Genomic DNA, 20,966 nt, shown 5'->3' on the forward strand with positions numbered 1-20,966 from the left:
CCAGGGCAGGCAATGAAAAAATCATATAGCTGGCTAATGTTTCTATCCAATATATTGTTCGACCTGTTTGATAGCTTTAACGACCTAATGGGGTTTCCATGGAATTGCGTCATCTGCGCTACTTCATCGCCGTTGCCGAAGAACTGCACTTCGGCCGCGCGGCACAGGTGTTGGGCATCTCGCAGCCACCGCTCAGCCAACAGATTCAGGCGCTGGAGCAAGAGGTCGGCGCACGGTTGTTCGAACGCACCAATCGTCGGGTCGAACTGAGTGAGGCGGGGCGGTTGTTTCTGGAGGAGGCGCGCTTGGTGCTGGCTCAGGTCGACAAAGCTGCGGATGTTGCCCGGCGTGCGCAATTGGGTGAACTGGGCGAGTTGAAAATCGGCTTTACCTCTTCGGCACCGTTCAACTCGACGATTCCCCAAGCGATCTTTTCCTTCCGCCAGCGTTTTCCGGCGGTGCACCTCAACCTTCGTGAGATGAGCAGCACGCAAGTCGCCGAGGGCCTGGTGGATGAGTCGATCGAAGTCGGCATCATGCGCCCGCTGGGTCTGCCCGATTCGCTGAGTGTGGTGGAGTTGATGCGCGAGCCGCTGGTCGCCGTGCTCGGTTCCAAGCATCCGTTGGCGCAGGGCAGTGAAGAAGGGCTGTTCCTCTCGGCGCTGGCGCTGGAGCCGTTCGTGTTCTTTCCGCGCAGCTACGGCAGCGGGCTGTATGCGCAATTGCTGAGTCTGGCGCGTGATGCCGGGTTCAGCCCGCACTTTGCGCAAGAGGCGGGTGAGGCGATGACCATCATCGGTCTGGTCGCAGCGGGGCTCGGAGTTTCGGTGCTGCCGGCGTCCTATCAGCGGATGCGCATCGACGGAGTGGTCTATCGCCCGTTGCTCGATCCGGAGGCGGTGTCTGCGGTGTGGCTGGTGCAGCGCAAGGATCAGAAATCGCCGATGGCCAAGGCGTTTGTCGACCTGCTCACGCGCAAGGTCGAACCTTCAAAGGCCTGATTGCTGCGCAATCAAATCGCGAGCAGGCTCGCTCCCACAGGGGAACGCAGTCCAAGGTGGGAGCGAGCCTGCTCGCGAAGGCGTCGGCCCAAACATCACAGATTTCAGGGCAACCGCACCAAATCCCCCTTCAACGCCACGCGCGTGACAAAAATCCCCGCCCGACACTCGTAGGTATTCAAGTCCTTGCGCACATGCTGGTCGTAATAACTGACGATATTGACCACCGCATTCGCCCCAACCCGCTTGGCATCAGCCTGCAACTTGATCAGATTCGACTGCAGCACCCACTCGCAGGAATCGTGATCACTCTTGTTGAAACCGTTGGTTTTCAGATCACTGACTACCCCGCTGCGCAGCAACTGCTGAGTCCCTCGCGGCCCATTGCCGAGCAGATAGAACTTCACACTGCCATCCAGCCGCCCGGCGCGAATGGCGTCCGACAGCACGGTTTCGAAGGGCATGTACATCAGATTGGTGGCGTGGCTGGCGCTGGGCAGTAGCGCGAAAAGCGCGGCGGCGATCACGGCTTTCACTTGCATGGTCATCTCCTTGACGGTGAAAGAGAACCGCGAGTGCTCGACCGACCGGGCCCGCCGTTCTGACAGGCGTATTGATGGCCTGCATGAGCGAGTGTAGATGCTGTGTGGCGAGTGTTCAGCTTGTGGAGCCGTGTTCACCACATTTGCGGTTACGAACTGTTTTAGCGAGTGTTTGTTTTCTTGCGCAGTGAGGCCAAACGCCAGCCGTTGTTTGGATTGATGATTCGGGCAATACTGCGAGCGTTCCCGCAAGGGGCTTGTGAGACTCTGAGGATCCTGGGTGACCAGCCATCGCAGAGCCAGACAGGTAATCGGCGATGACAAGCCAACCTGTTTGTGAAAGGGCGCCGAATGGCGCCCTTTGTCGTTTCTACAATCCCATCAATCCACGTGCGCCAGATCCCCGCGCAACGCCACGCTCGACACCACCAGCCCGGCACGGCACTGGAATTTCTCGGTGTCTTTGTACAGGTCGCGCTGGTCGACGCTGGCGATGTTGATCACCGCGTTGGCGTCGGCTTTCTTCGCGGCATTCTGCAGAGTCGCCAAAGCCGACTGCAGGGCCCAGAAGCAGGCGTCTTCGTCGGACTTGTTCGAGCCGTTGGTCTTGCGGCTGCTGCTCACAGTGTCGAGTTTGCGCACCTGTTTTGGCAGCGTTTCGCCGGCCAGGTAGAACTTCACGCTGCCGTCGAGCAGGCCGGCGTCGGTGGCGCGTTTCACGCCTTCACGGAAGCTCAGGTAAGTCGGCTCATCGGCGCCTTGTTTGACGATGCCCAGATCGTTGACGAACTCGATGTCCGGGTTGATCGACAGCTCTTTGAGCACGTTGTCGCGCAGACGGTTGACCCAGCGGTTGTAGTTGCCGTGGATCTTGCCGTCCTTGGCATCGAGGCCGTAGCTGCTGCGGTAGTCGATTTCGAACGAAGTCGGGGTGAACGGAATATCGACTTCGGCGTGATGGCGGCCGCGTACGGTGATCGCCGCTTTGATCATGCCCGGACGTACCGATTGCACGACCCACTGGCGATCGTTCAGCGCAGTGACGATGGCGCGGCTCATCTGTTGCTGGGTGAAACCGAGGTTGGGCGAGAACTCTTCCTTGGCGTTGTAAACCGGTTTGCTGGTGCAACCGCCGAGCACAAAAGCCAGGGCCAACAGAGCGGCGATGCGGTGAAACTGAGTCATTCCCTTCACTCCAAACGTATTGCGGTCAGTGCCAGCGGCGGAAAATCAACGAGGTGTTGACGCCACCAAAAGCGAAATTGTTGTTCATCACGTAGTCGTGATGCATCTGGCGGAATTCGCCGCGCAGGTAATCGAGTTTGCCGCAGTGCGGATCGACCTCGTCCAGGTTGAACGTGTGCACGTACAGGTCGCGATTCATCATTTCGATGCTGAACCACGACTCCAGCGCGCCGCAGGCGCCGAGGGTGTGGCCGAGGAAGCTCTTCTGCGAGCTGATCGGCATGCGTTCACCAAACAAACTGCTGGTCGCCAGTGTTTCGGCAATGTCGCCCTGTTCTGTAGCGGTGCCGTGGCCATTTACATAACCGATGGCATCCGGCGTCAGGCCGGCGTCTTCCAGCGCCAGCTCCATGGCGCGGCGCATGGTCACTTGTTCCGGGCGTGTGGTGTGCTGGCCGTCGGCGTTGCTGCCGAAGCCGACGATCTCGGCGTGGATGTGCGCACCGCGCGCGAGGGCGTGTTCCAGCTCTTCGAGGACGAGCATGCCGCCACCTTCACCGATCACCAGACCATCGCGGCCCTTGTCGTACGGACGTGGGCTGGTTTGCGGCGCATCGTTTTTCAAACTGGTCGCATAGAGCGCGTCGAAGACCATGGCTTCGGTCGGGCACAGCTCTTCGGCGCCGCCGGCGAGCATCAACGGCAGACGGCCGAACTTGATCGCCTCGTAGGCGTAACCGATGCCCTGACTGCCGCTGGTGCAGGCGCTCGACGTCGGGATCAGGCGCCCGGTGAGGCCGAAGAAGATGCTGATATTCGCGGCGGTGGTGTGCGGCATCATCCGCACGTAAGAGTTGGCATTGAGACCCTCGGCCACCGAGTTGAGCAACATGTTGCCGAACGCTTTGATCTCGTCGGTGCTGCCGGTGGACGAGCCACAAGCGACGCCCATCCGGCCGTCCTTGATCATCGCGTCGCCGAGCAGGCCGGCATCGGCCAAGGCTTTTTCCGCCGCGCCGACCGCCAGACGCGAAACTCGGCCCATGCTGCGCAGTTGTTTGCGCGTCCAGTGCGCCGGCACGACGAAGTCATCGATCGGCCCGGCCAGGCGCGTGTTGAGTTCGCTGAAACGATCCCACTCGTCCATCCGGCGGATGCCGCTGCGGTTGGCCGCGAAGTTGCTGGCGATGGTCTGCCAGTCGCTGCCCAGCGAGGTGATGCCGGCCATGCCGGTGACGACGACGCGCTTCATCAGCACAGGCCTCCGTTGACCGCCAGGACTTGGCGGGTGATGTACGAGGCTTCCGCCGACATCAGGAAATTCACCGCACTGGCGACCTCTTCCGGGGTGCCCATGCGTTGTGCGGGGATCATTTTCATCAATTCTTCCACCGACACGTTTTCATCGAGCATCGCCGTGTCGATCAGGCCCGGGGCGACGCAGTTAACGGTGATTTTGCGCTTGCCTAGCTCTATCGCCAACGCCTTTGCCGCGCCGATCACGCCGGCCTTGGAGGCGCTGTAGTTGACCTGGCCACGGTTGCCGATCAGCCCCGACACCGAGGTGATGCAGACAATGCGACCAGCGGCACGGCGGCGGATCATTGGCATCATCACCGGGTGCAGAACGTTGTAGAAACCGTCGAGGTTGGTGCGCAACACCACGTCCCAATCGTCGTCAGTCAGAGCTGGGAACGCGCCGTCGCGGGTCAGCCCGGCGTTCAACACCACGCCGTAATAGGCGCCGTGGGTTTCGACGTCGGCTTCAAGAATGGCTTTGCAGGTTTCCCGGTCGGCGACGTCGAATTGCAGAATGCGCGCCTTGCGCCCCAGTGCTTCGATTTCGGCCTGAACGGCTTTCGCTTCAGTCACGCCGCTGCGGCAATGCAGGACGATGTCATGCCCGGCCTGCGCGAGGCGCAAGGCAATGGCGCGGCCGATGCCACGGCTGGAGCCGGTGACCAGTACGGATTCAGTCATCGTTCGACTCCTGTGTCTGTTGCAGATATTGAGTGGCTTCGGGCGGGCGGAACACGTTCAGCCGCGCGCTGGCATGAATGCCGGCGCCGTTGATATGGCATTCGAAGACGCCCATCCCGTTGTCGTCTTCCAGCGAGCGCAGGCCATGGATGGTCAGCTCGATGCCGGCGGGAAAGGCTTCGACGTTGCACTCGAACTTGCGTGTGCCGAGCAGAAAGCCCAGCTCGACCGGATTGCCTTTTTGTCGCGCGTGGCAACCGGCAAACGCGGCGACACTTTGCGCCATCAGCTCAATGCCGACCCAGGCCGGCAGGCTGCCGTCGGGCAAATTGAACAGGCCATCAGGCCTGACCGTGAGGCGGGTGTAAATCTGCTCATCGTCAAAGCTCGAGATGCTGTCGATCAGAATCATGTCGCCGGCATGGGGCAGCAGCTCGGCGAGCGGCCAAGGGATCATGGGGCGTCTCCGATAATCAGGCTGACGTTATTGCCGCCAAAGGCAAACGAGTTGCTCATCAGGTAGCGGGGTGCAATGGACGTCAGGCGCTCGCTTGCGGTCACCCAGTTCAGCGGTGGCAGCGCAGGATCGGGCTGAGCGTCCCAAACGTGAGGCGGCAAGGCGTGGTCGGGGTTTTCGGCGCTCAGGCTCAACCAGCAAAACGCCGCTTCCAGCGCACCGGCCGCACCGAGGGTGTGGCCGGTCATCGGTTTGCTCGACGAGCACGCGACGCCTTCGGGGAACAGCGTGGCAACCGCCATACTTTCCATGGCGTCGTTGTGTTGGGTAGCGGTGCCGTGCAGGTTCAGGTAGTTGATCTGCGCCGCTTGCAGGTGCGCGCGGTTCAAGGCTTTCTGCATCGCTTGCAGGGCACCGCGCCCGGTCGGCTCAGGGGCGGAAATGTGATGGGCGTCGGAGCTGGCGCCGGCGCCGAGCAAGGCAATGGCCGGGCCTTCACCGGGTTGCTTGCTCATGACGAACAGCACCGCCGCCTCGCCGATATTGATACCGCTGCGGTTGGCCGAGAACGGATTGCAGCGTTCGTCGGACATCGCTTCGAGTGACGAGAAACCGTTGAGCGTCAGTTCGCACAGGCTGTCGACGCCGCCGCACAGCACCGCGTCGCACAGGCCCAGATCGAGTAACCGCTGAGCGCTCATCAGGGCACGGGCGCTGGAGGTGCACGCCGTGGAAATCACATAGGCCGGGCCGCTCAGTTGCAGCCAGTCGGCGAGGAAGTTGGCCGGCGCGCCGAGTTCCTGTTGCCGATAATCGTATTCGGCGGGGAACTGCTGCTCGCGAATGTAGTGCGCCAGGCCACGGCTGGCCTCGTCGATGCCCGAGGTGCTGGTGCCGAGCACCACGCCGATGCGCTCGCGGCCGAAGCTCTGGATGGCTTGATCGATGTCATTGCGAATCTGCAGTGCCGCTTCCAGCAACAGTTGATTATTGCGGCTGCGTTGATCGGCGAGTTCTGCCGGGATCACCGCCAGTTCGCCGCGGACGGCCGCGACTGGCAACTCACGTTCCGGCACCCAGCCGGACTCGCGACGCATGCCCGAACAGTCGCCGGCGAACAGGTTGCGCGCGACTTCGGATTTGTCGCGACCCAGTGCACAGATCACGCCGAGGGCATTCAGGTAAGCGGTCATGGCGTCGGTTCATCCAACGGAGAAACACGGTAGTGCGGGCCTTGAGGCAGGTTCAATTCGAAGCTCAACGGTTGTGCATAACGGATTTCCCAGCGCGCTGACAGAGAGCGTTGCTGGCCCTGTTGCTGCGCGCCGGGGTAATTGCGCAGCAGCTCGCCGGACGGGGTCAGGGCGAACAACAGCGCGGCAAACAATTCCCGGGCTTCCGGGTTCGGCGGCAGCAGACCATCGGCCTGCCAGTGGCCGTCGATCAGTTGCTGACGCGCCTGGGGAATGCCCAGCGGATCCATCATCGACCAGCGAATGCCGGGGCCTTCGCGCTGGATCACCAGTAGCCAGTCCTGACGCTGATCGGCCTGATTACGTTCGATGTGCAGTTGCAGCGGCAGGGGCAACGTCGGGTCGCTCTCAGGCAGCGGGGCCTGGCTGGCGCAGGCACTCAACACCACCATTACGCCGATCAACAACAGTCGTAGCGCCGAGGTCACTGTGGGAGCGAGCTTGCTCGCGAATGCGGTCTCACATTCAACAGTTCTGGTGACTGCTATACCGCTTTCGCGAGCAAGCTCGCTCCCACAGGTTATAGGTAGCATCAGGAAACCTCTGCCAGCGGTTTACGCGCGACAACGTTGACCAACGTTTCCTCTCGCTGCCCAAACGGCTTCGGCTTACGCAACCCAAACCGCTCCAGCAAACCGAAATCCTTCGAGCGGCTCCACCACAAATATGGGTACGAGACATTCTTCTCGCCAAACTCGAAACCCTGCCCGCGAATCATCTCCAGGTACTGCGCCGCGCTCTTCTGCACATGCATCGGATGGCGAAACAACCAGCGAATCACCCAGGTATCAATGTAAGCCTCGGTCGATTCGGCAAACAGCAAATAACCACCCGGTTTCAACACCCGATAAAACTCGGCAAGGGCCTTTTCCTGCTCGACCAGATGATGGAAGGTCTGGTGGCAGAACAGCAGATCAACGCTGGCGTCCGACACATTGAGCGTCGCGCAATCGCTGCCGATCAATTCCACGTCCAGTTCCAGACGCGTCGCTTCTGCGCCGCTCAATTCAAGGCTGTGCGGGTCGGCATCAACGCCGATCAAACGCTGCGGGGCGAAGGTCTGGCGCAGGTGTCCGAACGACTTGCCCTGGCCGCAACCGGCGTCCAGCAGCACCGGGTTTTGCGGCAGTGCTTCACTGAACAGTCCGCGCAAATCATTGATCGCCACGCGCAGCACATGGTGCTGCCAGGTGTGGCTGCGCAGGAACCAGAAACCGAAACGGGTTTCCTCGACGTAGCTGTCGCTCAAGTAATTCATGTGGCGTCCTTTGCACAGAGTTCGGAAATCATCTTCAAGCGGCGGCGCGCTTCGCTGACGAACGGGTTGCGTTCGTCCCAGGCGTAACCGGCGAGGATCGAGCAGATCATCCGGCGGATGTCGGCCTGGCTGTCTTCATAGAAAATCACGTCCTGAAAGGTGCCGGCGTACCAGCCCTCGACGTAGCAGCGGAAAGTATCAACGCCGCGTTTCAGCGGTTCGGCGAATTCGCTTTGCCAGTCGACGGCTTCGCCCTGCAACTGACGATGCAGCACGGCAGCGGCCATGCTCGCCGAACGCATGGCGATGGTCACGCCGGAGGAAAACACCGGGTCAAGAAATTCCGCCGCGTTGCCCAACAGCGCGAAGCCTGGGCCGTGCAGGGTTTTCACATTGGCCGCGTAGCCGCCGAGGGTACGCGCCGGGGTGTCCCAGACAGCGTTGTTCAGCACGCCGGCAAGGCTCGGTGTTTCTGCGATAAAACCACGCAGGCAGGCATCCAGGTCGCTGTCGCGGCCCTTGAAGTGTTCTTCGGCCGCGACCACGCCGACCGAGCAACGACCATTGCTGAAGGGGATCGTCCAGAACCAGACATCGCGATGTTCCGGATGCGTGGTGACGAGGATTTTTTCGCGGTCGAACGCCGGGTTGTCGATGTGATCTTCGACGTGGGTGAACACCGCTTGGCGCACCGGGAAATTCGACGGTGCTTCCAGGTCCAGCAGCCGCGACAACACACGGCCGTAGCCGCTGGCATCAAGGACGAAATCCGCTTCGACGCGATACTCGCTGCCGTCCTCGCGACGCACATTCAGCTGTGGTTTCGCCCGGTTGAAATCGACGCTGACGATGGCATCGCCGTAGCGGATTTCCGCGCCTTGCAGCGCCGCTTGATCGGCCAGCAGTTTGTCGAAATCGGCCCGCTGCACCTGGAACGTGGTTGGCTTGCCGCCGGTAAAGGTGTCACTGAAATCGAAGGCGCTGTAGCGCTCGCCCCAGGCAAATGCCGCGCCGGTCTTGCGCTGGAATCCGGCGGCGTTGACGGCGTCGAGCATGCCGGCTTCTTCGACAAAATCCAGGCAATGGCTGAGCAGGCTTTCGCCGATGGAAAAGCGCGGAAAATGCTGGCGCTCGAGCACCAGCACATCGTGGCCCTTGCGCTTGAGCAACGCCGCGGCGATGGCGCCGGACGGGCCGGCGCCGATGATCACGACCTGACGGGATTCCATTTCAACGATTGGCACGTGAACTCCGGGGCAGGTGAGGTTTGATATCCAGCGGTGCGCGATGCAGGCCGATCAGGGCCGGCAGCAGCGTCGCGATCAGGCCCATCAGCATCAGCGCAAAGTACAGCGCCGGGGTGATGAGTTGTTGTTGCAAGAGCAAATTGAGAAAGACGATTTCGCTCAGGCCTCGAATGTTCAGCAGCACGCTTTCGCGCCAGCGGCTGGCGCCTTCGAACGAAGTACCGGCCCAGCCGAGGCCGAGCCAGTTGCCGAGCAGTTTACTGGCAATCGGCAACAGCAGCAGCGCCGCCCATTGCACCGCGCCGAGGCTGGCGAGGGCGCTGTGCACGTCGATCTGCACAATGCCGAACGTGAGGATCAGCGGGATCGCCAGCCACGTTTGCAAACGGCTCATCCAGCGCGCCGGCAATGGCAGCACCAGCGGCACTTTCTGCACGGCGATGCACAGCAGATAACCGATGCCGAAGATCAGCGCGTTGAGTTTGTAATGCTCGGCCATTACCAGAAGCGCAAAGAAACCGAGGCTGTAAGTCAGCGGCCGACGCACACGCAACAGATTTAATAGCAACGGCACACAGGCGAGACCCAGCGGCAGCAGCAGACTGCTCAGATGCAGACTGCCCTGAGCGAGGCCGAACAATGTCCAGCAGGTCAGATCAATGAGGATCGCGGTTTGCACCAGACGCCGGGTGGCGGCGGGCGGATAATCGATGTGGCGCAGATACAGATACAGCACCGGGATCGCGGTGATCGCGAACACCAGGCCGATGGCCAGCGAGTTGAGCCACGGTTGCGCCGGCAGTAACCAATACGCCACGGCAAGACCACAGACGAACGGCACGGCAAAACTCGGTACGGCGATTTTCACGCTCTGGCGATCGAGTTTCAGGTCGATCACATCACTGAGAATGTGCCCGAGCAGCAAGGCGAAACTCAGGCTGTAGAGGTTTTTCAGCCAGTCTGGCGCGATCAGTTCGGCACCGCTGAGCTGCCAGCCCGGCTCGATCCAGAAATACATCAGCAGCGGCAAGCCGAAGCTCGCCAGCAGCAACTGGCTGACGATCGGGATCAGCCCGAAATGGCGCCCGATACGAGTGGCCACGGCAAACAACGCCAAGGCCAGCAGCCAGAAACCGGCGACCATCACGCTGCTGGCTCCGCGACGGCGGTTGCATGTTCTTGACGCCCGGCCCACGGTGCGAGCATGAAGCTGAACGCCAGACCGAGGCTCACCGACAAACCGAAGTTGCTCACTGCCGGCGTGCTGGAAACCGCCAGCAAACCAAACGACAGCCACGTCGTCACAGCCGCCAGCAAGGTGCCGAGCAGGCTCACCGCCGCGCCACCCACTTGCTCACGCATGAGAATCGCGTAATCAACGCTGATCGCCGTGACCAGTAGCAGGCCGAACAGGCTGAACAGGGTCAGTGGCTGACCGAGCCAGCCAAGGCTGGCCAGACTGCACAGCGCAGCGAGCAGCGGCAGGGCGACGATACGCAACGCCCCGCCGAGACCGAACGGCAGCATCAGCACCAGCACGATCAACGCGCAGGAAGCGAGTTTCAGTTCGGCCGCGCTGATTTGCGTCGCGGCGAAGACTTCATTCAATTCACCCAGACGATCGACCAGCATCACACCCGGCAAATCCAGCGCCTGCACGCGCAACAGCGCCGGGTTGTTCAAACCTTGCAGACTGGTCATCGCCGCCACGCCGTCTTCGGCGGGACCGAGCCACAGCGTGCGATAAGGCTCACCGAGCGGGCCGGCCAGTGCCGCGTCGATGTCTTCCGCTGGAACGGTCTGCAGCTGTTTCAGCTCGCTTTGCAGCGCTGCGAGCGGCACGCCGAGGTCGAGCAGTGGCTGCCAATATTGCGGCAGTTTGTTCAGCGCCTCGCGCACCTGTTCTTGCTGGTTCGGCGGACTGACCAATTGATCGAGGGCCAGATAACCTTGCAGCTTGTCGAGGTTGACCAGTTGCTCCAGACGCTCACTCAGCGCGGCCTGGCGCTCGAGCAATTGCTGCTGATTGTCGGCGCGCACGAGGAAGAACTGGCTGGTCGGCTGATAGCCGGTGATGCGCGCGATGGCCTGCGCTTCGTCGGTCAGTTGTTGCGGTGCGCCGACCCATTGGCGGATGTCATTCTTGCTTTGCAGCTGTATCAGACCGCCCACGCAGAAGGCGATCAGCAGCGTCAACAGCACCGGTGTGCGCACGCGTACGAGGAGTCTTTCGCGCAGTTTGATCAAGCGCTCGGCCAGATGCAGCGGCCATTGCGCGGGGCGCAGTTCGACGTTTTTCAGCAACGCCGGCAGCAGGCATACGGCCGACAAATAGGCACCGAGCAATCCGGCGGCGGAGAACACGGCGATTTGCGTCAGTGCCGGAAACGGCGTCCACGCCAGCGCCAGATAACCGATAGCGCTGGTGATCAGGCTCAAGGTCAAACCCGACAGGGTCAGGCGTAGCGCCGGCCAGCTGCGCCACGGCTTCAGGCTCCAGCTCTTCGACAAATAGTGCAGCGGATAATCCACGGCCACACCGATCAGGCTGGAGCCGAGTACCAGCGTCATCACATGCATATGGCCGAACAGCGCGACACAGGCCACCGCGCCGAAGAGCATGCCGACCAATACCGGCACGAACGCCAGCAACACACGCCAGCGGCGGAACGCGAGCAACAGCAGCAACAGAATGCCGACGGTGGCACCGCCGCCGACCCAGGTCATTTCGCGCGTCGCTTGCTGTTGACCGTTGGCCGCGTAAAGCAAACCACTGGCGGCGAGCAATTGCACGTCGGATTCCGCTGCTTGCTCGCGGCTGTGTTGCAGCAGGGCGGCGACTTGCAGTGGCAGGTTCATGTCGAAGGCATTGCCGGTGGTGCGTGCCCGCAGCAGCACCCAGCTCTTGCCGTCGGCATCGGCGATCAGCGCACCACTGCCGATGTCCAGTTGCACCGAACCGTGCTGCGGCTGACTGTTCTGGATGCGCCCGGTCAGGCCCAGCCAATCGTCCTGACTCGGCACCAGACTGAAACCGCTGAACGGGTCGAACAACGCCTGTACGCGTTGCTGAATGAATACGTCTGGGTGTTCGATCAGCAATTGCCGGTCATCCGCCGAGAGCATCGCCAGCCGCCCTTGCAGCAGTTGCGTGCGCAGCGCCGGCAGATCCGCTTGCAGGTTCCACTGCACTTTCTCGAACAATCCGCTGGCCTGCCATTGCTCGCCCAACGTCTGCGCCATGCTCACCGCTTGCTGACGATCGGCATGGCCGACCAGCACCAGCATTTCTCGGTTTAGCGGTTCCTGCATGCGCTGCTCGGCGCGCTGTTCGAGGGCGTCGGGGTGGGTGCCGGGCACCAGCTCCATCAGATTCGCCGACAGCGGCGCGCCGTCGCGCCACTGCCAACCGGCCAGCGCGACAACCGCCAGCAGCAGGATCAGAAACAGCCAGGGCAGCCTGCGTTCACTCGGCAAAGTCATGTTGCTCCGCGTCGCTCAACGGTTGCCCGGCGCTGCTGTCCTGCATGCGCAGCACGGTGCTGTCGCCCTGGGTTTCCAGCAGTTCGATGGTCTGCACCAGCGCGCCGCCGTCGATGTTGATCTGGTTGAACACTTGCTTGAGCAGCAGCGAACGCGGGGTCAGCGTGAGTTTCCACTGCTGCGCGTCGCCACTCAGCGCCAGTTCGAAGTCGCGTTGCAGGCCGCTGCTGTCGCCTTGCAGTACGGCGAGGAACAAGCGGTTCTGCTCGGCCCCGGCGCTCTTGTTCGGCAGCAACTGCCATCCATTATCGTCGCGGCGGGCGATGCCTTTGGCGCTGATGCGGTAGTCCTGCTGCAGCGGGGTTCTCAGCAGCCAGAGCAGACCGTGATTTTTCGCCAGAACGAAACTGCCCTTGCTGATCAGCGGTTGGGGCAGGGCGCGCAGGTGTTTTTCCTGGATGAACTGGCCGTGGATCACTTCCGGTTTCGCCAGTTGCTCGCTGAGTTGTTGCAGGTCGAAGGCGTTGGCCAGCGCTGATATCGTCAGCAGCGCCAATACGCTCAGGCTTTTAACCAAAACACTCATCGCAGCATCCTTTCCACGGCTTCGGTGAAGACCTTCGGCGAGGCCAGTTGCATTTCGCGGCTGCTGACTTTGACGGCGACCTGTACCGAGCTGGCGCGGGTCAGGCGTTCACCGCTTTGCAGGTCGGTGATCAGGTAATTGATCTTCAGACGGTTCTCCCACTCGACCAGACTGGCGCGCACATTCAGGCGCTGACCAAACACCGCGCTACGTACGTAACGCAGTTGCAGGTCGATGATTGGCCAGGCGAACCCGGACTCGACCATGTGCGTGTAGTTGTGGCCGATCTTGTCGAGCAGCGCGCAACGCGCCACTTCGAGGTATTTGACGTAATGGCCGTGCCAAACCACGTGCATGGTGTCGACGTCGAAGAACGGCACGAGGATCTCGGTGTCGGCGTGAAGCACTCCGGCGCTACGCATGCAGCCTCCAGTGTTGCGCGGCGATGCGTTGCAGGCACAGGCGCAGTTCGCCTTCCAGCGCGCGGTCTTCGATGACCGGCGGGAAGTCCTTGGCCAGTTCTGCGTGCATTGCCGCCAGCGACGGCGGCAATGGCCGGGCATCCTCGGCTTGAGCACGCAGCCACACGCCCTGGTTGGCGGCGAGCAATGTCGCGGCGGCGACCTGTTCGGTCAGTTCCAGCACGCGAATCGCGTCGCGGGCGGCGATGGTGCCCATGCTCACCTTGTCCTGGTTGTGGCACTCGGTGGAGCGCGAGAACACGCTGGCCGGCATGGTGTTTTTCAGCGCTTCGGCGGTCCAGGCGCTGGTGCCGATCTGCACGGCTTTGAAGCCATGGTTGATCATGGCGCGATCCGCCGGAGCACCGGAGAGGTTGCTCGGCAGACCGTGGTTGTAACGCTCATCCACCAGCAAGGCGAGTTGACGGTCGAGCAGGTCGGCGACGTTGGCCACGAGGTTTTTCAAGCTGTCCATGGCGAACGCGATATGCCCACCGTAGAAATGCCCACCGTGCAACACGCGTTCGGCTTCGGCGTCGATGATCGGGTTGTCGTTGGCGCTGTTCAGTTCGATTTCAATGAACGAGCGCAGCCAGTTCAGACTGTCAGCCAACACGCCGAGCACGTGCGGGGCGCAGCGCAGCGAATAGCGATCCTGCAAGCGGTGCAGCGGCGCAGTCGGCGCGTCGATTGCCAGATCCTTGCGCAGCCACGCGGCCACCTGCATTTGCCCCGGATGCGGTTTGGCGGCGAACAGGCGTTCGTCAAAGTGCTCCGGGTTGCCTTGCAGCGCGACTACGTTGAGCGCAGTGATACGCGTGGCCAGTTGCAGCAGGTAGTCGGCGCGAGCGAAAGCGAGGCAGGCCAAGCCAGTCATCACGGCGGTGCCATTCATCAGCGCCAGCGCTTCTTTCGGGCGCAGCACCAGCGGCGTCCAGCCGAGTTCGCGATGCACATCGGCGGACTGGCGACGTTCACCTCGGAACATCACTTCGCGCTCGCCGGAGAGTGTCGCGGCGACGTAGGACAGCGGCGTCAGATCGCCGCTGGCGCCGACCGAACCTTCTTCAGGAATCAGCGGCAGGATGTCGTGTTCGAGGAGCGCGTGCAGACGCTCAAGCAGTTCCACGCGTACCCCGGAAACGCCGTGGCACAACGACTGCAAACGTGCCGCGAGCACCGCGCGAGTGGCTTGCGCATCAAGCAGTTTGCCGAGGCCGCAACCGTGAAAGGTGTAGAGATGACGCGGCAACGCTTCGACGTGATGCAGCGGCACCGCGACCACGCAGGAATCGCCGTAACCGGTGGTCACGCCGTAGATCACGCCTTCCTTGTCCAGCAGCGAATCGAGGAACCGCGCGCCCTTGGCAATGCGCTCGCGATACTCGGCGTCGCTCTGCAACTGCACGGGCGCCTGACGGTTGGCCAGGGCCAGCACGTCTTCGATGCGCAAAGGGCGTTCGCCGAAGGTTACCGGCTCATGGGTTGGCGTCGTCATCGGTCTTCCAGAAAGGGTAAAAGTTGAACCATTGTTGCGGCGCTTCGAGGCAATAGTGACTCAGGCGCTGCGCATAGCGGGTGGCCCACTGATGAATGACCTGTTCGCGCTCGCTGCGCTTCCACACGATGGCGTCGGAGAAGGGTTCGAGGGTCAGGCGATAGTGACCGTCCGGTTGCTTGAGGCACATCAACAGGTTGACCGGGCATTTCAGCAGACCGGCGAGCAGCCACGGGCCTTGCGGGAATGGCGCCGGATGGCCGAGGAAATCGACGGTTACGCTGCGCCCACCGTGCAGCGGCACACGGTCGCCGGCGATCGCCAGCCACTCGCCGCGCTCCAAACGTTCGTGCAGTTGCAGCATGATCACCGGGTCGAGTTCGCTGACCTGAATCAGGCGCAGATTGGTCGCTCCAGCCTCACCCAGCAAACGGTTGAATTGCTCGGCGTGCTTGGTGTGCACCAGCACGTTCATGGTGACTTTTTCGCCGATCTCCGCCAGTGCGCGACAGACTTCGAGATTGCCCAGGTGAGCGCCGACCAGCAGTTGCCCGCGACTGCCGCGTAGCTGATTACGCAGCAGCGCCGGGTCGATGATTTCAATCTGCTCAATGCTGAGTTTGCCGTTCCACACGTCGAGCTTGTCGAGCATCGAATCGGCGAACGCCATGAACTGGCCGAACACCCGCCAATGAGAAGGGCGCAGATCTTCGCGCTGACTCCATGCGGCCAGGCGCTGCTGGTATTGCCAGGCACTGCGCCGAGCCGTGCGGCCGAACAGGAAAAAATACAGGACGATGCCATATAGCAACGGGCTGAGTAGACGACGGCCCAGGACCTTGGCGGCGAACGCGGTGAATTTCATCAGCAGGAAACTGCCGCGTTCTTCGCGGTCAGCCCAGTGCTTCTTGTCGACCTCGTTGGTCATGCTCGCCACCGACGCCAGAGGATCAGTGGAAAGCGCAGCAACATGCCGAAGAACAGCCGCGTGTGCATGCTGGAAATCAGCGCGTTGTCGTGGAACAGGCGGAAGTGCGACACGCCGTCCAGCGGGTAATGCACGCTGGTTTGCAGCCAGCGCATCGGCTGATTGCGCCACGACAGGCGCACGAGAATGTCCGAGTCGAAATCCATGCGTTTGCCGACTTTCGCCGAGTCGATCACCGCCAGCGTTGGCGCTAGCGGATAGACGCGGAAACCGCACATCGAATCGCGTATCTGCAACGACAGCGTGTTGATCCAGACCATCACGTGGGTCAGGTAACGCGCGTACAAACGGCCTTTCGGCACACTCTCGTCGAACAGCGGATAACCGCAGATCATCGCTTCGGGATGGGCGTGGGATTCATCGATGAAACTGGCGACATCGTGCAAGTCGTGCTGGCCGTCGGCATCGACCTGCAAGGCGTGGGTGAAGCCGAGCCGCGAGGCTTCGCGCAGGCCGGTCATCACCGCACCGCCCTTGCCCTGATTGGCAGTGAGGCGCACCAGATGCACGTTGTCGCGCTCGGCCAGTGTGTCGAGCACTTTGGCGCAGGACTGGGTGCTGGCGTCGTCCACCAGAATGCACGGCAGGCTTTGCGCGAGCAGGGCGTCGACCACGGTGCCGATCGCGGTTTCGTGGTTGTAGACCGGGATCACGGCGCAAGGGTTATGCATAACGACGATCCCAGCAGGAGCGAGCCTGCTCGCGATCGAGTGCGCAGCACTCACCATGGTCAATCATGCTCTACACCCACCAGAATCCGTCCACTGGAGCAGGTCGCCGTGTCATTGCGGTAAGCGAAATACAATTTGCGGCGCTCCGGATCGAAGCGCAGGTGCAACTGGATTTCATCGCCGGGGCGCACCAGTTGCTGGAATTTCAGCACTTCCATACCGGCAAACGGACCTTTCAGGTTGAGCAATTGGCGACCCAGGTTCAGCGCCCATTCCACCTGCACCACGCCGGGCAATACCGGAGCTTTAGGGAAGTGGCCGCTGAAGTAGGCCAGATCCGGCGGCACGCACAGTTGCAGGCTCCACTCGCCATCTGTTTCGACCTGCTCCAGCACCTCGGGCGCTTTTGGTCGCGGCGCCATCAGCAGCGCTTCAATGTTGGCCTGCGGCAGTTTGCCTTGACTGTTCAACGGCAATTGCCGCAGCAGCCGCCAGCGCCGGGGCAGCGCCAGCGCTTCACAGTGTTGGCGCAAATGCTGGCGCAAGGTTTCGGTCAGGCTGCGGCGCCCGTGCTCACGCAAGGCAAACAGACCCGACTCGCTGAGCACCAGCAGCGCACCGAGCGAAGCGCGATTTTCCTGGACTACGCCCAAGCGCGCTTCGTTGACCCAATCGTGGGCAACCAGGGCTTGTTCGAGCATCGGCAGCGAGATGCGTTTCTCTTCGAGTTTGACGATGCGGTCCAGCCGTCCGAGCAGTTCGAAGCGGCCATCAGCAGCGATACGCGCGGCATCAGCGGTGTGCTCGATGTGCCCGGCAGGCAGGTAAGGAGAGGCGATCGACAGGGCGCCTTCGCTGTCCTGGCTCAGTTCGACATCGGCGAACGGTTGCCACAGTTGTTCGCCCTGACGCCAGGCGATACCGCCGGTTTCCGAGCTGCCGAGAATTTCCGTCGGCCATTGCTGCAAGCGTTGTTGCAGACTCTGCGCAGCTTCAAACGGCAACGCACCACCGGAGGAAAACACCCGGCGCACGGCGCTCAGGGCCGGCCAGTCGAGGTTGTCGCCCATGCGTTTGAGCAACGCCGGGCTGGCGACCCACGCGAAGGCCGGATGTTCACGGCTGGCACGCTGCAAGTCTTCGGGGAACGCCAGTTGCCGGCGCACAAACGGGCGCCCGGCGCACAGCGGCCACAGCACGCGAAACAGCAAACCGTAAATATGTTGAGTGGCGACGCTGCCGATGATGCAGGCCTTACCGAGATCCGCGCCCCACAACTGCTCCAGCGCTTCGACTTCATTGGCCAGTTGGCGCAGGGTCTTGTCGATACGCTTGGGCTCGCCGCTGGAGCCGGACGTGCACAGGCTCAAATGGCACTGGTCGAGATCCAGTTCGGCGCCGGGCAGCGGCGGCTGCTGAAAGTCGCTGAGTTGTGCGTCATCGGCCCGGTCCGTCAGCCACAGATCGACTTCGCCCGACCAGCGCTGGCGGGTTTGTGGCTGCAGATCCGAAGGCAGCAGAACGCTGACGCCAGCGCGCCATGCGCCCAGCAAAGCGATGGCCAGTTCGGCGGCATCTTCCAGATGCACAACCATGCGCTTCACGCCCTGAGCTTGCAGGCCGGCGGCAACGCTTAACGCCTGCTCGCACAGTTGCGTGTGTTCGAGCGCCGGTGCGTGGCTGATCGCGCGCGCCGGCACAGGCTTGAGCAACAGCTGCTCAAGTTTTATCCAAGTCATGTACGGCCTCTTACCCGTTGTCGTATCAGCCATTCAATGGCAAACATCAGGCCGATCAATCCATAGGAGATCAGGCCGGTGTACAACATCCACCAATTCAGCGGCGCCCACAGGGTCAGGAGGGCAGCGCACAAACCGTTGCAGAAGAAAAACACGCTCCAGGCCACGGTGACCTTGCGCGTATAGCGAATCGCGATGTCCGGCAGCTCTGGCTCGCGCAGCCGCGCCAGTCGCTCGACCATGGGCGGCCCGAATTTCAGACTCAGGCTGAACAGCACCAGCATGAAGCCGCTGATCAGCACCGGGTACCAGCGCAGCAGCTGCGGGCTGTCGAGCAGCGCCAGCAGCAGGCAGAACACAATGGCCACGCCAGCCATCCACAGGCTGCCGGGTTTACGTTCACCGGTCAGCGCTCGCGCCAGCCACAGACTGCCCAGCAACAGTCCGAACTGCCACGGAGCAAAGTGCTCCATGCCGAAATACACCGCAAAGGGGTACAGCAGACCGGCCAGCAGCAGGCCCAGGCCGATCAGTCGGCTCATGCGGCCGGTTGAACCAGACGGTAGACCGCCTCGACCACGTCGCCGACGGTTCGCACCGATTTGAACTCTTCGGCGGCGATTTTCTTGCCGGTCTGGCGTTTGATGTGATCAATCAGATCGACCGCGTCGATGCTGTCGATTTCCAGATCCTGATACAGATTGGACTCCAGGCTCACACGGGCCGGATCCAGTTCGAACAGCTCGACCAGGGCAGCGCGCAGGGTGTTGAAAATATCGTCACGAGTTTGCATGGTCCGGTCTCAAGCTGCCTGTTTTGCCGTGACGAACGCCGCAAGGCTGGCCACGTTGGTGAAATGGTTGCGGGTGTCTTTGGCGTCGGCGTCGATCTTGATGCCGTACTTTTTCTGGATTGCCAGACCCAGTTCCAGCGCGTCGACGGAATCCAGGCCCAGGCCTTCGCCGAACAGCGTCTGCTCGTCGCCGATGTCGTCGACGCTGATGTCTTCGAGGCCCAGGGCGTCGATGATCAGCAGTTTGATGTCACGCACCAGGCTAGGGGTGTTCAGATCGCTCATCTTCGGCGAGCTCCTTAATGAAATAGGTATGCAAATAATCGTTGAGCTTGCGCGAGGCCTGCGGTGCGGGGCCCTGCGCGGCGAAAGTCTGTGGGTCTATATCGGCCCCAACGCGAAAACTGAAGTGCACGCGGCGGCGGGGGATCCGGTACCAGGGTTCGGCTTTGGTCAAAGTGGTCGGGCTGACCTTGATGATCACCGGCGTGAGAATTTTCGCACCGCGCAGGGCAATCGCCGCGGCGCCCCGATGAAAGGCCGGCGCCTGTCCTGGCTGGGTACGAGTCCCTTCGGGAAAGATGATCAAGGTCTGGCCGTTTTGCAGGGATTGGGCGGCGGCATCGAGCATGTCCATGCTGCCGTCGTTGCTGATGTACTCGGTGCTGCGCAGCGGGCCACGGGTGAAGGGGTTTTCCCACAGGCTTTTCTTCACCACGCAATTGGCCTGGCGCACCAGACCGATCAGGAACACCACATCGATCAGCGACGGATGATTGGCGATGATCATTTGCCCGGGGCGGCCAAGACGTTCGGCGCCTTGAATGTCATAGGTCAGCACGCCGGTACGGGCCATGAATCGCACAAAAAACCAGAACAGCCGACTGACGGTCTGCCGTGCGCGCTGTCGATGTTTCAGCGCATCCCCCGGCAGGCATCCGAGCAACGGAAACACCAGTACGCGCAGGCACAGTCCGCCCAGCCCGAACAGGGCGAAGCTTGCAGCGGTGGCCAGCAAGCGCCAGTAATAGGCGTCGCGGTTTTTTTCGGTCACGGGTTGCGTTGCCAGGTCCATACACGATTTTTCCAGGCATGTTGGCAATGGGGTTGCTGGCCGAGCAGGGTTCGCAGCAGATCGAGCGCGTGAGGCCAGTGCGCTTTTGACCGTGTTTCTGTGGTGCTGTTCAGGGTCAGCCGCCAGTCGGTACCGGGGGTCATCAAAAGGCCGAGCGCGTAGGGAAACGGCACGTCATCGATCCATGTCGAATAGGCTTCCGGGGGTTGTTCTTCGGTGATGATCAGCAGCACCGCCGGTGCGCCTTCATTGAGCAGGGCCGCCGCTTCGAGCATGCCGTGCTCAAGACCGTCGCCGGCAGCGGCGAGGGCGGTCATTTCGCTGGTTTCGCCACGCATGATCGACCACAGGCCGATGATCGCGTTGTGCACCGACAGGCTGAACTGCGTCGGTGACAACGGCTGTTCGTTGGCCAGATCGCTGAGGATCTCGTAGGTTCGCGGGGTTTCGCCGTGACGCGAAACAAACACCAGCGGCAGATTTTCCCGTCCGTCGGCCAGGGGCCAGCCAACACTGAATGCCATGCGTGCCAATCGGCTGAGGCGACGGCGCTGCATGGCCGGCAAAAACGACACATCGGGCGCGGCATCACTGCTCTGGAGCACGACCGGTTGTCGGCTCCAGGCCTGCCAGGCGTCCACGCTGTCGAGCCCGGGAGCCCACGCGCGCCATTGGGCGATGTTGAAGTTGATCACGGACATTCATCCCGCCCCTGCGGGCCTTTGTTGACGCGTTGAATCGCCAAAGCC

At 61.9% G+C, this 20,966-nt stretch carries 23 protein-coding genes; 1 reads left to right on the forward strand and 22 read right to left on the reverse strand.

From position 1 onward, the window contains the following. Positions 1-98: 98 nt before the first annotated feature. Positions 99-1,001, forward strand: coding sequence for a LysR family transcriptional regulator (locus tag ACZZ0G_RS13950; protein WP_016983863.1), 903 nt, complete (start codon positions 99-101; stop codon positions 999-1,001). A gap of 104 nt (positions 1,002-1,105) precedes the next feature. Here ACZZ0G_RS13950 and ACZZ0G_RS13955 read toward each other — a convergent pair whose 3' ends face one another. From ACZZ0G_RS13955 to ACZZ0G_RS14060, 22 genes are all read right to left on the reverse strand, one after another. Next, on the reverse strand, positions 1,106-1,543 hold the full coding sequence (locus ACZZ0G_RS13955; protein WP_463397963.1) for an excinuclease: 438 nt from the start codon (positions 1,541-1,543) through the stop codon (positions 1,106-1,108). Positions 1,544-1,924: 381 nt separating this feature from the next. Then, positions 1,925-2,728, reverse strand: a complete 804-nt coding sequence (locus ACZZ0G_RS13960; protein WP_116255739.1) for a hypothetical protein — start codon at positions 2,726-2,728, stop codon at positions 1,925-1,927. A 25-nt stretch (positions 2,729-2,753) separates the two neighbouring features. After that, positions 2,754-3,980 (reverse strand): beta-ketoacyl-ACP synthase, encoded by a 1,227-nt coding sequence (locus ACZZ0G_RS13965; RefSeq protein WP_463556506.1) that lies wholly within the window; start codon positions 3,978-3,980, stop codon positions 2,754-2,756. Further along, positions 3,980-4,708 (reverse strand): 3-oxoacyl-ACP reductase FabG, encoded by a 729-nt coding sequence (gene fabG, locus ACZZ0G_RS13970; RefSeq protein ID WP_463556507.1) that lies wholly within the window; start codon positions 4,706-4,708, stop codon positions 3,980-3,982. The genes ACZZ0G_RS13965 and fabG overlap by 1 nt, the downstream gene beginning before the upstream one ends. Beyond that, positions 4,701-5,165, reverse strand: coding sequence for a hotdog family protein (locus ACZZ0G_RS13975; RefSeq protein ID WP_463556508.1), 465 nt, complete (start codon positions 5,163-5,165; stop codon positions 4,701-4,703). Before ACZZ0G_RS13975 ends, fabG begins: the two co-directional genes overlap by 8 nt. After that, positions 5,162-6,358, reverse strand: a complete 1,197-nt coding sequence (locus tag ACZZ0G_RS13980) for a beta-ketoacyl-[acyl-carrier-protein] synthase family protein (protein WP_463556509.1) — start codon at positions 6,356-6,358, stop codon at positions 5,162-5,164. The genes ACZZ0G_RS13975 and ACZZ0G_RS13980 overlap by 4 nt, the downstream gene beginning before the upstream one ends. Then, positions 6,355-6,951 carry a hypothetical protein gene (locus ACZZ0G_RS13985; RefSeq protein ID WP_463556510.1) on the reverse strand — a complete coding sequence of 199 codons (597 nt, stop codon included), beginning with the start codon at positions 6,949-6,951 and terminating at the stop codon, positions 6,355-6,357. Before ACZZ0G_RS13985 ends, ACZZ0G_RS13980 begins: the two co-directional genes overlap by 4 nt. Next, entirely contained in the window at positions 6,951-7,676 is a 726-nt protein-coding gene (locus tag ACZZ0G_RS13990; RefSeq protein ID WP_463556511.1) for a class I SAM-dependent methyltransferase, read from the reverse strand. Before ACZZ0G_RS13990 ends, ACZZ0G_RS13985 begins: the two co-directional genes overlap by 1 nt. Then, the gene (locus ACZZ0G_RS13995) at positions 7,673-8,920 is read right to left on the reverse strand and encodes an NAD(P)/FAD-dependent oxidoreductase (RefSeq protein WP_463556512.1); all 1,248 of its coding nucleotides are present in this window, start codon (positions 8,918-8,920) and stop codon (positions 7,673-7,675) included. Before ACZZ0G_RS13995 ends, ACZZ0G_RS13990 begins: the two co-directional genes overlap by 4 nt. Continuing rightward, positions 8,907-10,070: a cation:proton antiporter gene (locus ACZZ0G_RS14000; RefSeq protein WP_463556513.1), complete on the reverse strand. Its 1,164-nt coding sequence runs from the start codon at positions 10,068-10,070 to the stop codon at positions 8,907-8,909. Before ACZZ0G_RS14000 ends, ACZZ0G_RS13995 begins: the two co-directional genes overlap by 14 nt. Beyond that, the gene (locus ACZZ0G_RS14005) at positions 10,067-12,406 is read right to left on the reverse strand and encodes an MMPL family transporter (protein WP_463556514.1); all 2,340 of its coding nucleotides are present in this window, start codon (positions 12,404-12,406) and stop codon (positions 10,067-10,069) included. The genes ACZZ0G_RS14000 and ACZZ0G_RS14005 overlap by 4 nt, the downstream gene beginning before the upstream one ends. Further along, positions 12,390-12,992, reverse strand: coding sequence for an outer membrane lipoprotein carrier protein LolA (locus ACZZ0G_RS14010; RefSeq protein WP_463556515.1), 603 nt, complete (start codon positions 12,990-12,992; stop codon positions 12,390-12,392). Before ACZZ0G_RS14010 ends, ACZZ0G_RS14005 begins: the two co-directional genes overlap by 17 nt. Then, a complete protein-coding gene (locus ACZZ0G_RS14015; RefSeq protein ID WP_463556516.1) occupies positions 12,989-13,414 on the reverse strand; it encodes an acyl-CoA thioesterase in 426 nt (141 codons plus the stop codon). The genes ACZZ0G_RS14010 and ACZZ0G_RS14015 overlap by 4 nt, the downstream gene beginning before the upstream one ends. After that, positions 13,407-14,951, reverse strand: a complete 1,545-nt coding sequence (locus tag ACZZ0G_RS14020) for an HAL/PAL/TAL family ammonia-lyase (RefSeq protein WP_463556517.1) — start codon at positions 14,949-14,951, stop codon at positions 13,407-13,409. The genes ACZZ0G_RS14015 and ACZZ0G_RS14020 overlap by 8 nt, the downstream gene beginning before the upstream one ends. Further along, complete coding sequence (locus ACZZ0G_RS14025) at positions 14,932-15,879, reverse strand: LpxL/LpxP family acyltransferase (RefSeq protein WP_463556518.1); 948 nt, start codon at positions 15,877-15,879, stop codon at positions 14,932-14,934. Before ACZZ0G_RS14025 ends, ACZZ0G_RS14020 begins: the two co-directional genes overlap by 20 nt. Then, entirely contained in the window at positions 15,876-16,610 is a 735-nt protein-coding gene (locus tag ACZZ0G_RS14030; protein WP_463556519.1) for a glycosyltransferase family 2 protein, read from the reverse strand. Before ACZZ0G_RS14030 ends, ACZZ0G_RS14025 begins: the two co-directional genes overlap by 4 nt. 59 nt (positions 16,611-16,669) lie before the next feature. Continuing rightward, positions 16,670-18,349 carry an AMP-binding protein gene (locus ACZZ0G_RS14035; RefSeq protein ID WP_463556520.1) on the reverse strand — a complete coding sequence of 560 codons (1,680 nt, stop codon included), beginning with the start codon at positions 18,347-18,349 and terminating at the stop codon, positions 16,670-16,672. After that, positions 18,346-18,891 carry a COG4648 family protein gene (locus ACZZ0G_RS14040; RefSeq protein ID WP_463556521.1) on the reverse strand — a complete coding sequence of 182 codons (546 nt, stop codon included), beginning with the start codon at positions 18,889-18,891 and terminating at the stop codon, positions 18,346-18,348. Before ACZZ0G_RS14040 ends, ACZZ0G_RS14035 begins: the two co-directional genes overlap by 4 nt. Continuing rightward, positions 18,888-19,142, reverse strand: coding sequence for an acyl carrier protein (locus ACZZ0G_RS14045; RefSeq protein WP_435034440.1), 255 nt, complete (start codon positions 19,140-19,142; stop codon positions 18,888-18,890). The genes ACZZ0G_RS14040 and ACZZ0G_RS14045 overlap by 4 nt, the downstream gene beginning before the upstream one ends. Before the next feature lie 9 nt (positions 19,143-19,151). After that, positions 19,152-19,427 carry a phosphopantetheine-binding protein gene (locus ACZZ0G_RS14050; protein ID WP_194935841.1) on the reverse strand — a complete coding sequence of 92 codons (276 nt, stop codon included), beginning with the start codon at positions 19,425-19,427 and terminating at the stop codon, positions 19,152-19,154. Continuing rightward, complete coding sequence (locus ACZZ0G_RS14055; RefSeq protein WP_463556522.1) at positions 19,405-20,217, reverse strand: lysophospholipid acyltransferase family protein; 813 nt, start codon at positions 20,215-20,217, stop codon at positions 19,405-19,407. The genes ACZZ0G_RS14050 and ACZZ0G_RS14055 overlap by 23 nt, the downstream gene beginning before the upstream one ends. Beyond that, positions 20,193-20,918 (reverse strand): beta-ketoacyl synthase chain length factor, encoded by a 726-nt coding sequence (locus ACZZ0G_RS14060; RefSeq protein WP_463556523.1) that lies wholly within the window; start codon positions 20,916-20,918, stop codon positions 20,193-20,195. The genes ACZZ0G_RS14055 and ACZZ0G_RS14060 overlap by 25 nt, the downstream gene beginning before the upstream one ends. Positions 20,919-20,966 lie beyond the last annotated feature (48 nt).

It is taken from the genome of Pseudomonas sp. AC169 (assembly GCF_979258515.1).

Bases quoted from the DNA above. Each gene is read 5' to 3' on its own strand.
- ACZZ0G_RS14060 (WP_463556523.1), bottom strand. From the start codon at position 20,918: ATGTCCGTGATCAACTTCAACATCGCCCAATGGCGCGCGTGGGCTCCC.
- ACZZ0G_RS14005 (WP_463556514.1), bottom strand. From the start codon at position 12,406: ATGACTTTGCCGAGTGAACGCAGGCTGCCCTGGCTGTTTCTGATCCTG.
- ACZZ0G_RS13990 (WP_463556511.1), bottom strand. From the start codon at position 7,676: ATGAATTACTTGAGCGACAGCTACGTCGAGGAAACCCGTTTCGGTTTC.
- ACZZ0G_RS14020 (WP_463556517.1), bottom strand. From the start codon at position 14,951: ATGACGACGCCAACCCATGAGCCGGTAACCTTCGGCGAACGCCCTTTG.
- fabG (WP_463556507.1), bottom strand. From the start codon at position 4,708: ATGACTGAATCCGTACTGGTCACCGGCTCCAGCCGTGGCATCGGCCGC.
- ACZZ0G_RS14045 (WP_435034440.1), bottom strand. From the start codon at position 19,142: ATGCAAACTCGTGACGATATTTTCAACACCCTGCGCGCTGCCCTGGTC.
- ACZZ0G_RS13985 (WP_463556510.1), bottom strand. From the start codon at position 6,951: ATGCTACCTATAACCTGTGGGAGCGAGCTTGCTCGCGAAAGCGGTATA.
- ACZZ0G_RS13960 (WP_116255739.1), bottom strand. From the start codon at position 2,728: ATGACTCAGTTTCACCGCATCGCCGCTCTGTTGGCCCTGGCTTTTGTG.
- ACZZ0G_RS14035 (WP_463556520.1), bottom strand. From the start codon at position 18,349: ATGACTTGGATAAAACTTGAGCAGCTGTTGCTCAAGCCTGTGCCGGCG.
- ACZZ0G_RS14025 (WP_463556518.1), bottom strand. From the start codon at position 15,879: ATGACCAACGAGGTCGACAAGAAGCACTGGGCTGACCGCGAAGAACGC.
- ACZZ0G_RS14055 (WP_463556522.1), bottom strand. From the start codon at position 20,217: ATGGACCTGGCAACGCAACCCGTGACCGAAAAAAACCGCGACGCCTAT.
- ACZZ0G_RS13965 (WP_463556506.1), bottom strand. From the start codon at position 3,980: ATGAAGCGCGTCGTCGTCACCGGCATGGCCGGCATCACCTCGCTGGGC.
- ACZZ0G_RS14010 (WP_463556515.1), bottom strand. From the start codon at position 12,992: ATGAGTGTTTTGGTTAAAAGCCTGAGCGTATTGGCGCTGCTGACGATA.
- ACZZ0G_RS13975 (WP_463556508.1), bottom strand. From the start codon at position 5,165: ATGATCCCTTGGCCGCTCGCCGAGCTGCTGCCCCATGCCGGCGACATG.
- ACZZ0G_RS14030 (WP_463556519.1), bottom strand. From the start codon at position 16,610: ATGCATAACCCTTGCGCCGTGATCCCGGTCTACAACCACGAAACCGCG.
- ACZZ0G_RS13955 (WP_463397963.1), bottom strand. From the start codon at position 1,543: ATGCAAGTGAAAGCCGTGATCGCCGCCGCGCTTTTCGCGCTACTGCCC.
- ACZZ0G_RS13950 (WP_016983863.1), top strand. From the start codon at position 99: ATGGAATTGCGTCATCTGCGCTACTTCATCGCCGTTGCCGAAGAACTG.
- ACZZ0G_RS13980 (WP_463556509.1), bottom strand. From the start codon at position 6,358: ATGACCGCTTACCTGAATGCCCTCGGCGTGATCTGTGCACTGGGTCGC.
- ACZZ0G_RS14015 (WP_463556516.1), bottom strand. From the start codon at position 13,414: ATGCGTAGCGCCGGAGTGCTTCACGCCGACACCGAGATCCTCGTGCCG.
- ACZZ0G_RS14050 (WP_194935841.1), bottom strand. From the start codon at position 19,427: ATGAGCGATCTGAACACCCCTAGCCTGGTGCGTGACATCAAACTGCTG.
- ACZZ0G_RS14040 (WP_463556521.1), bottom strand. From the start codon at position 18,891: ATGAGCCGACTGATCGGCCTGGGCCTGCTGCTGGCCGGTCTGCTGTAC.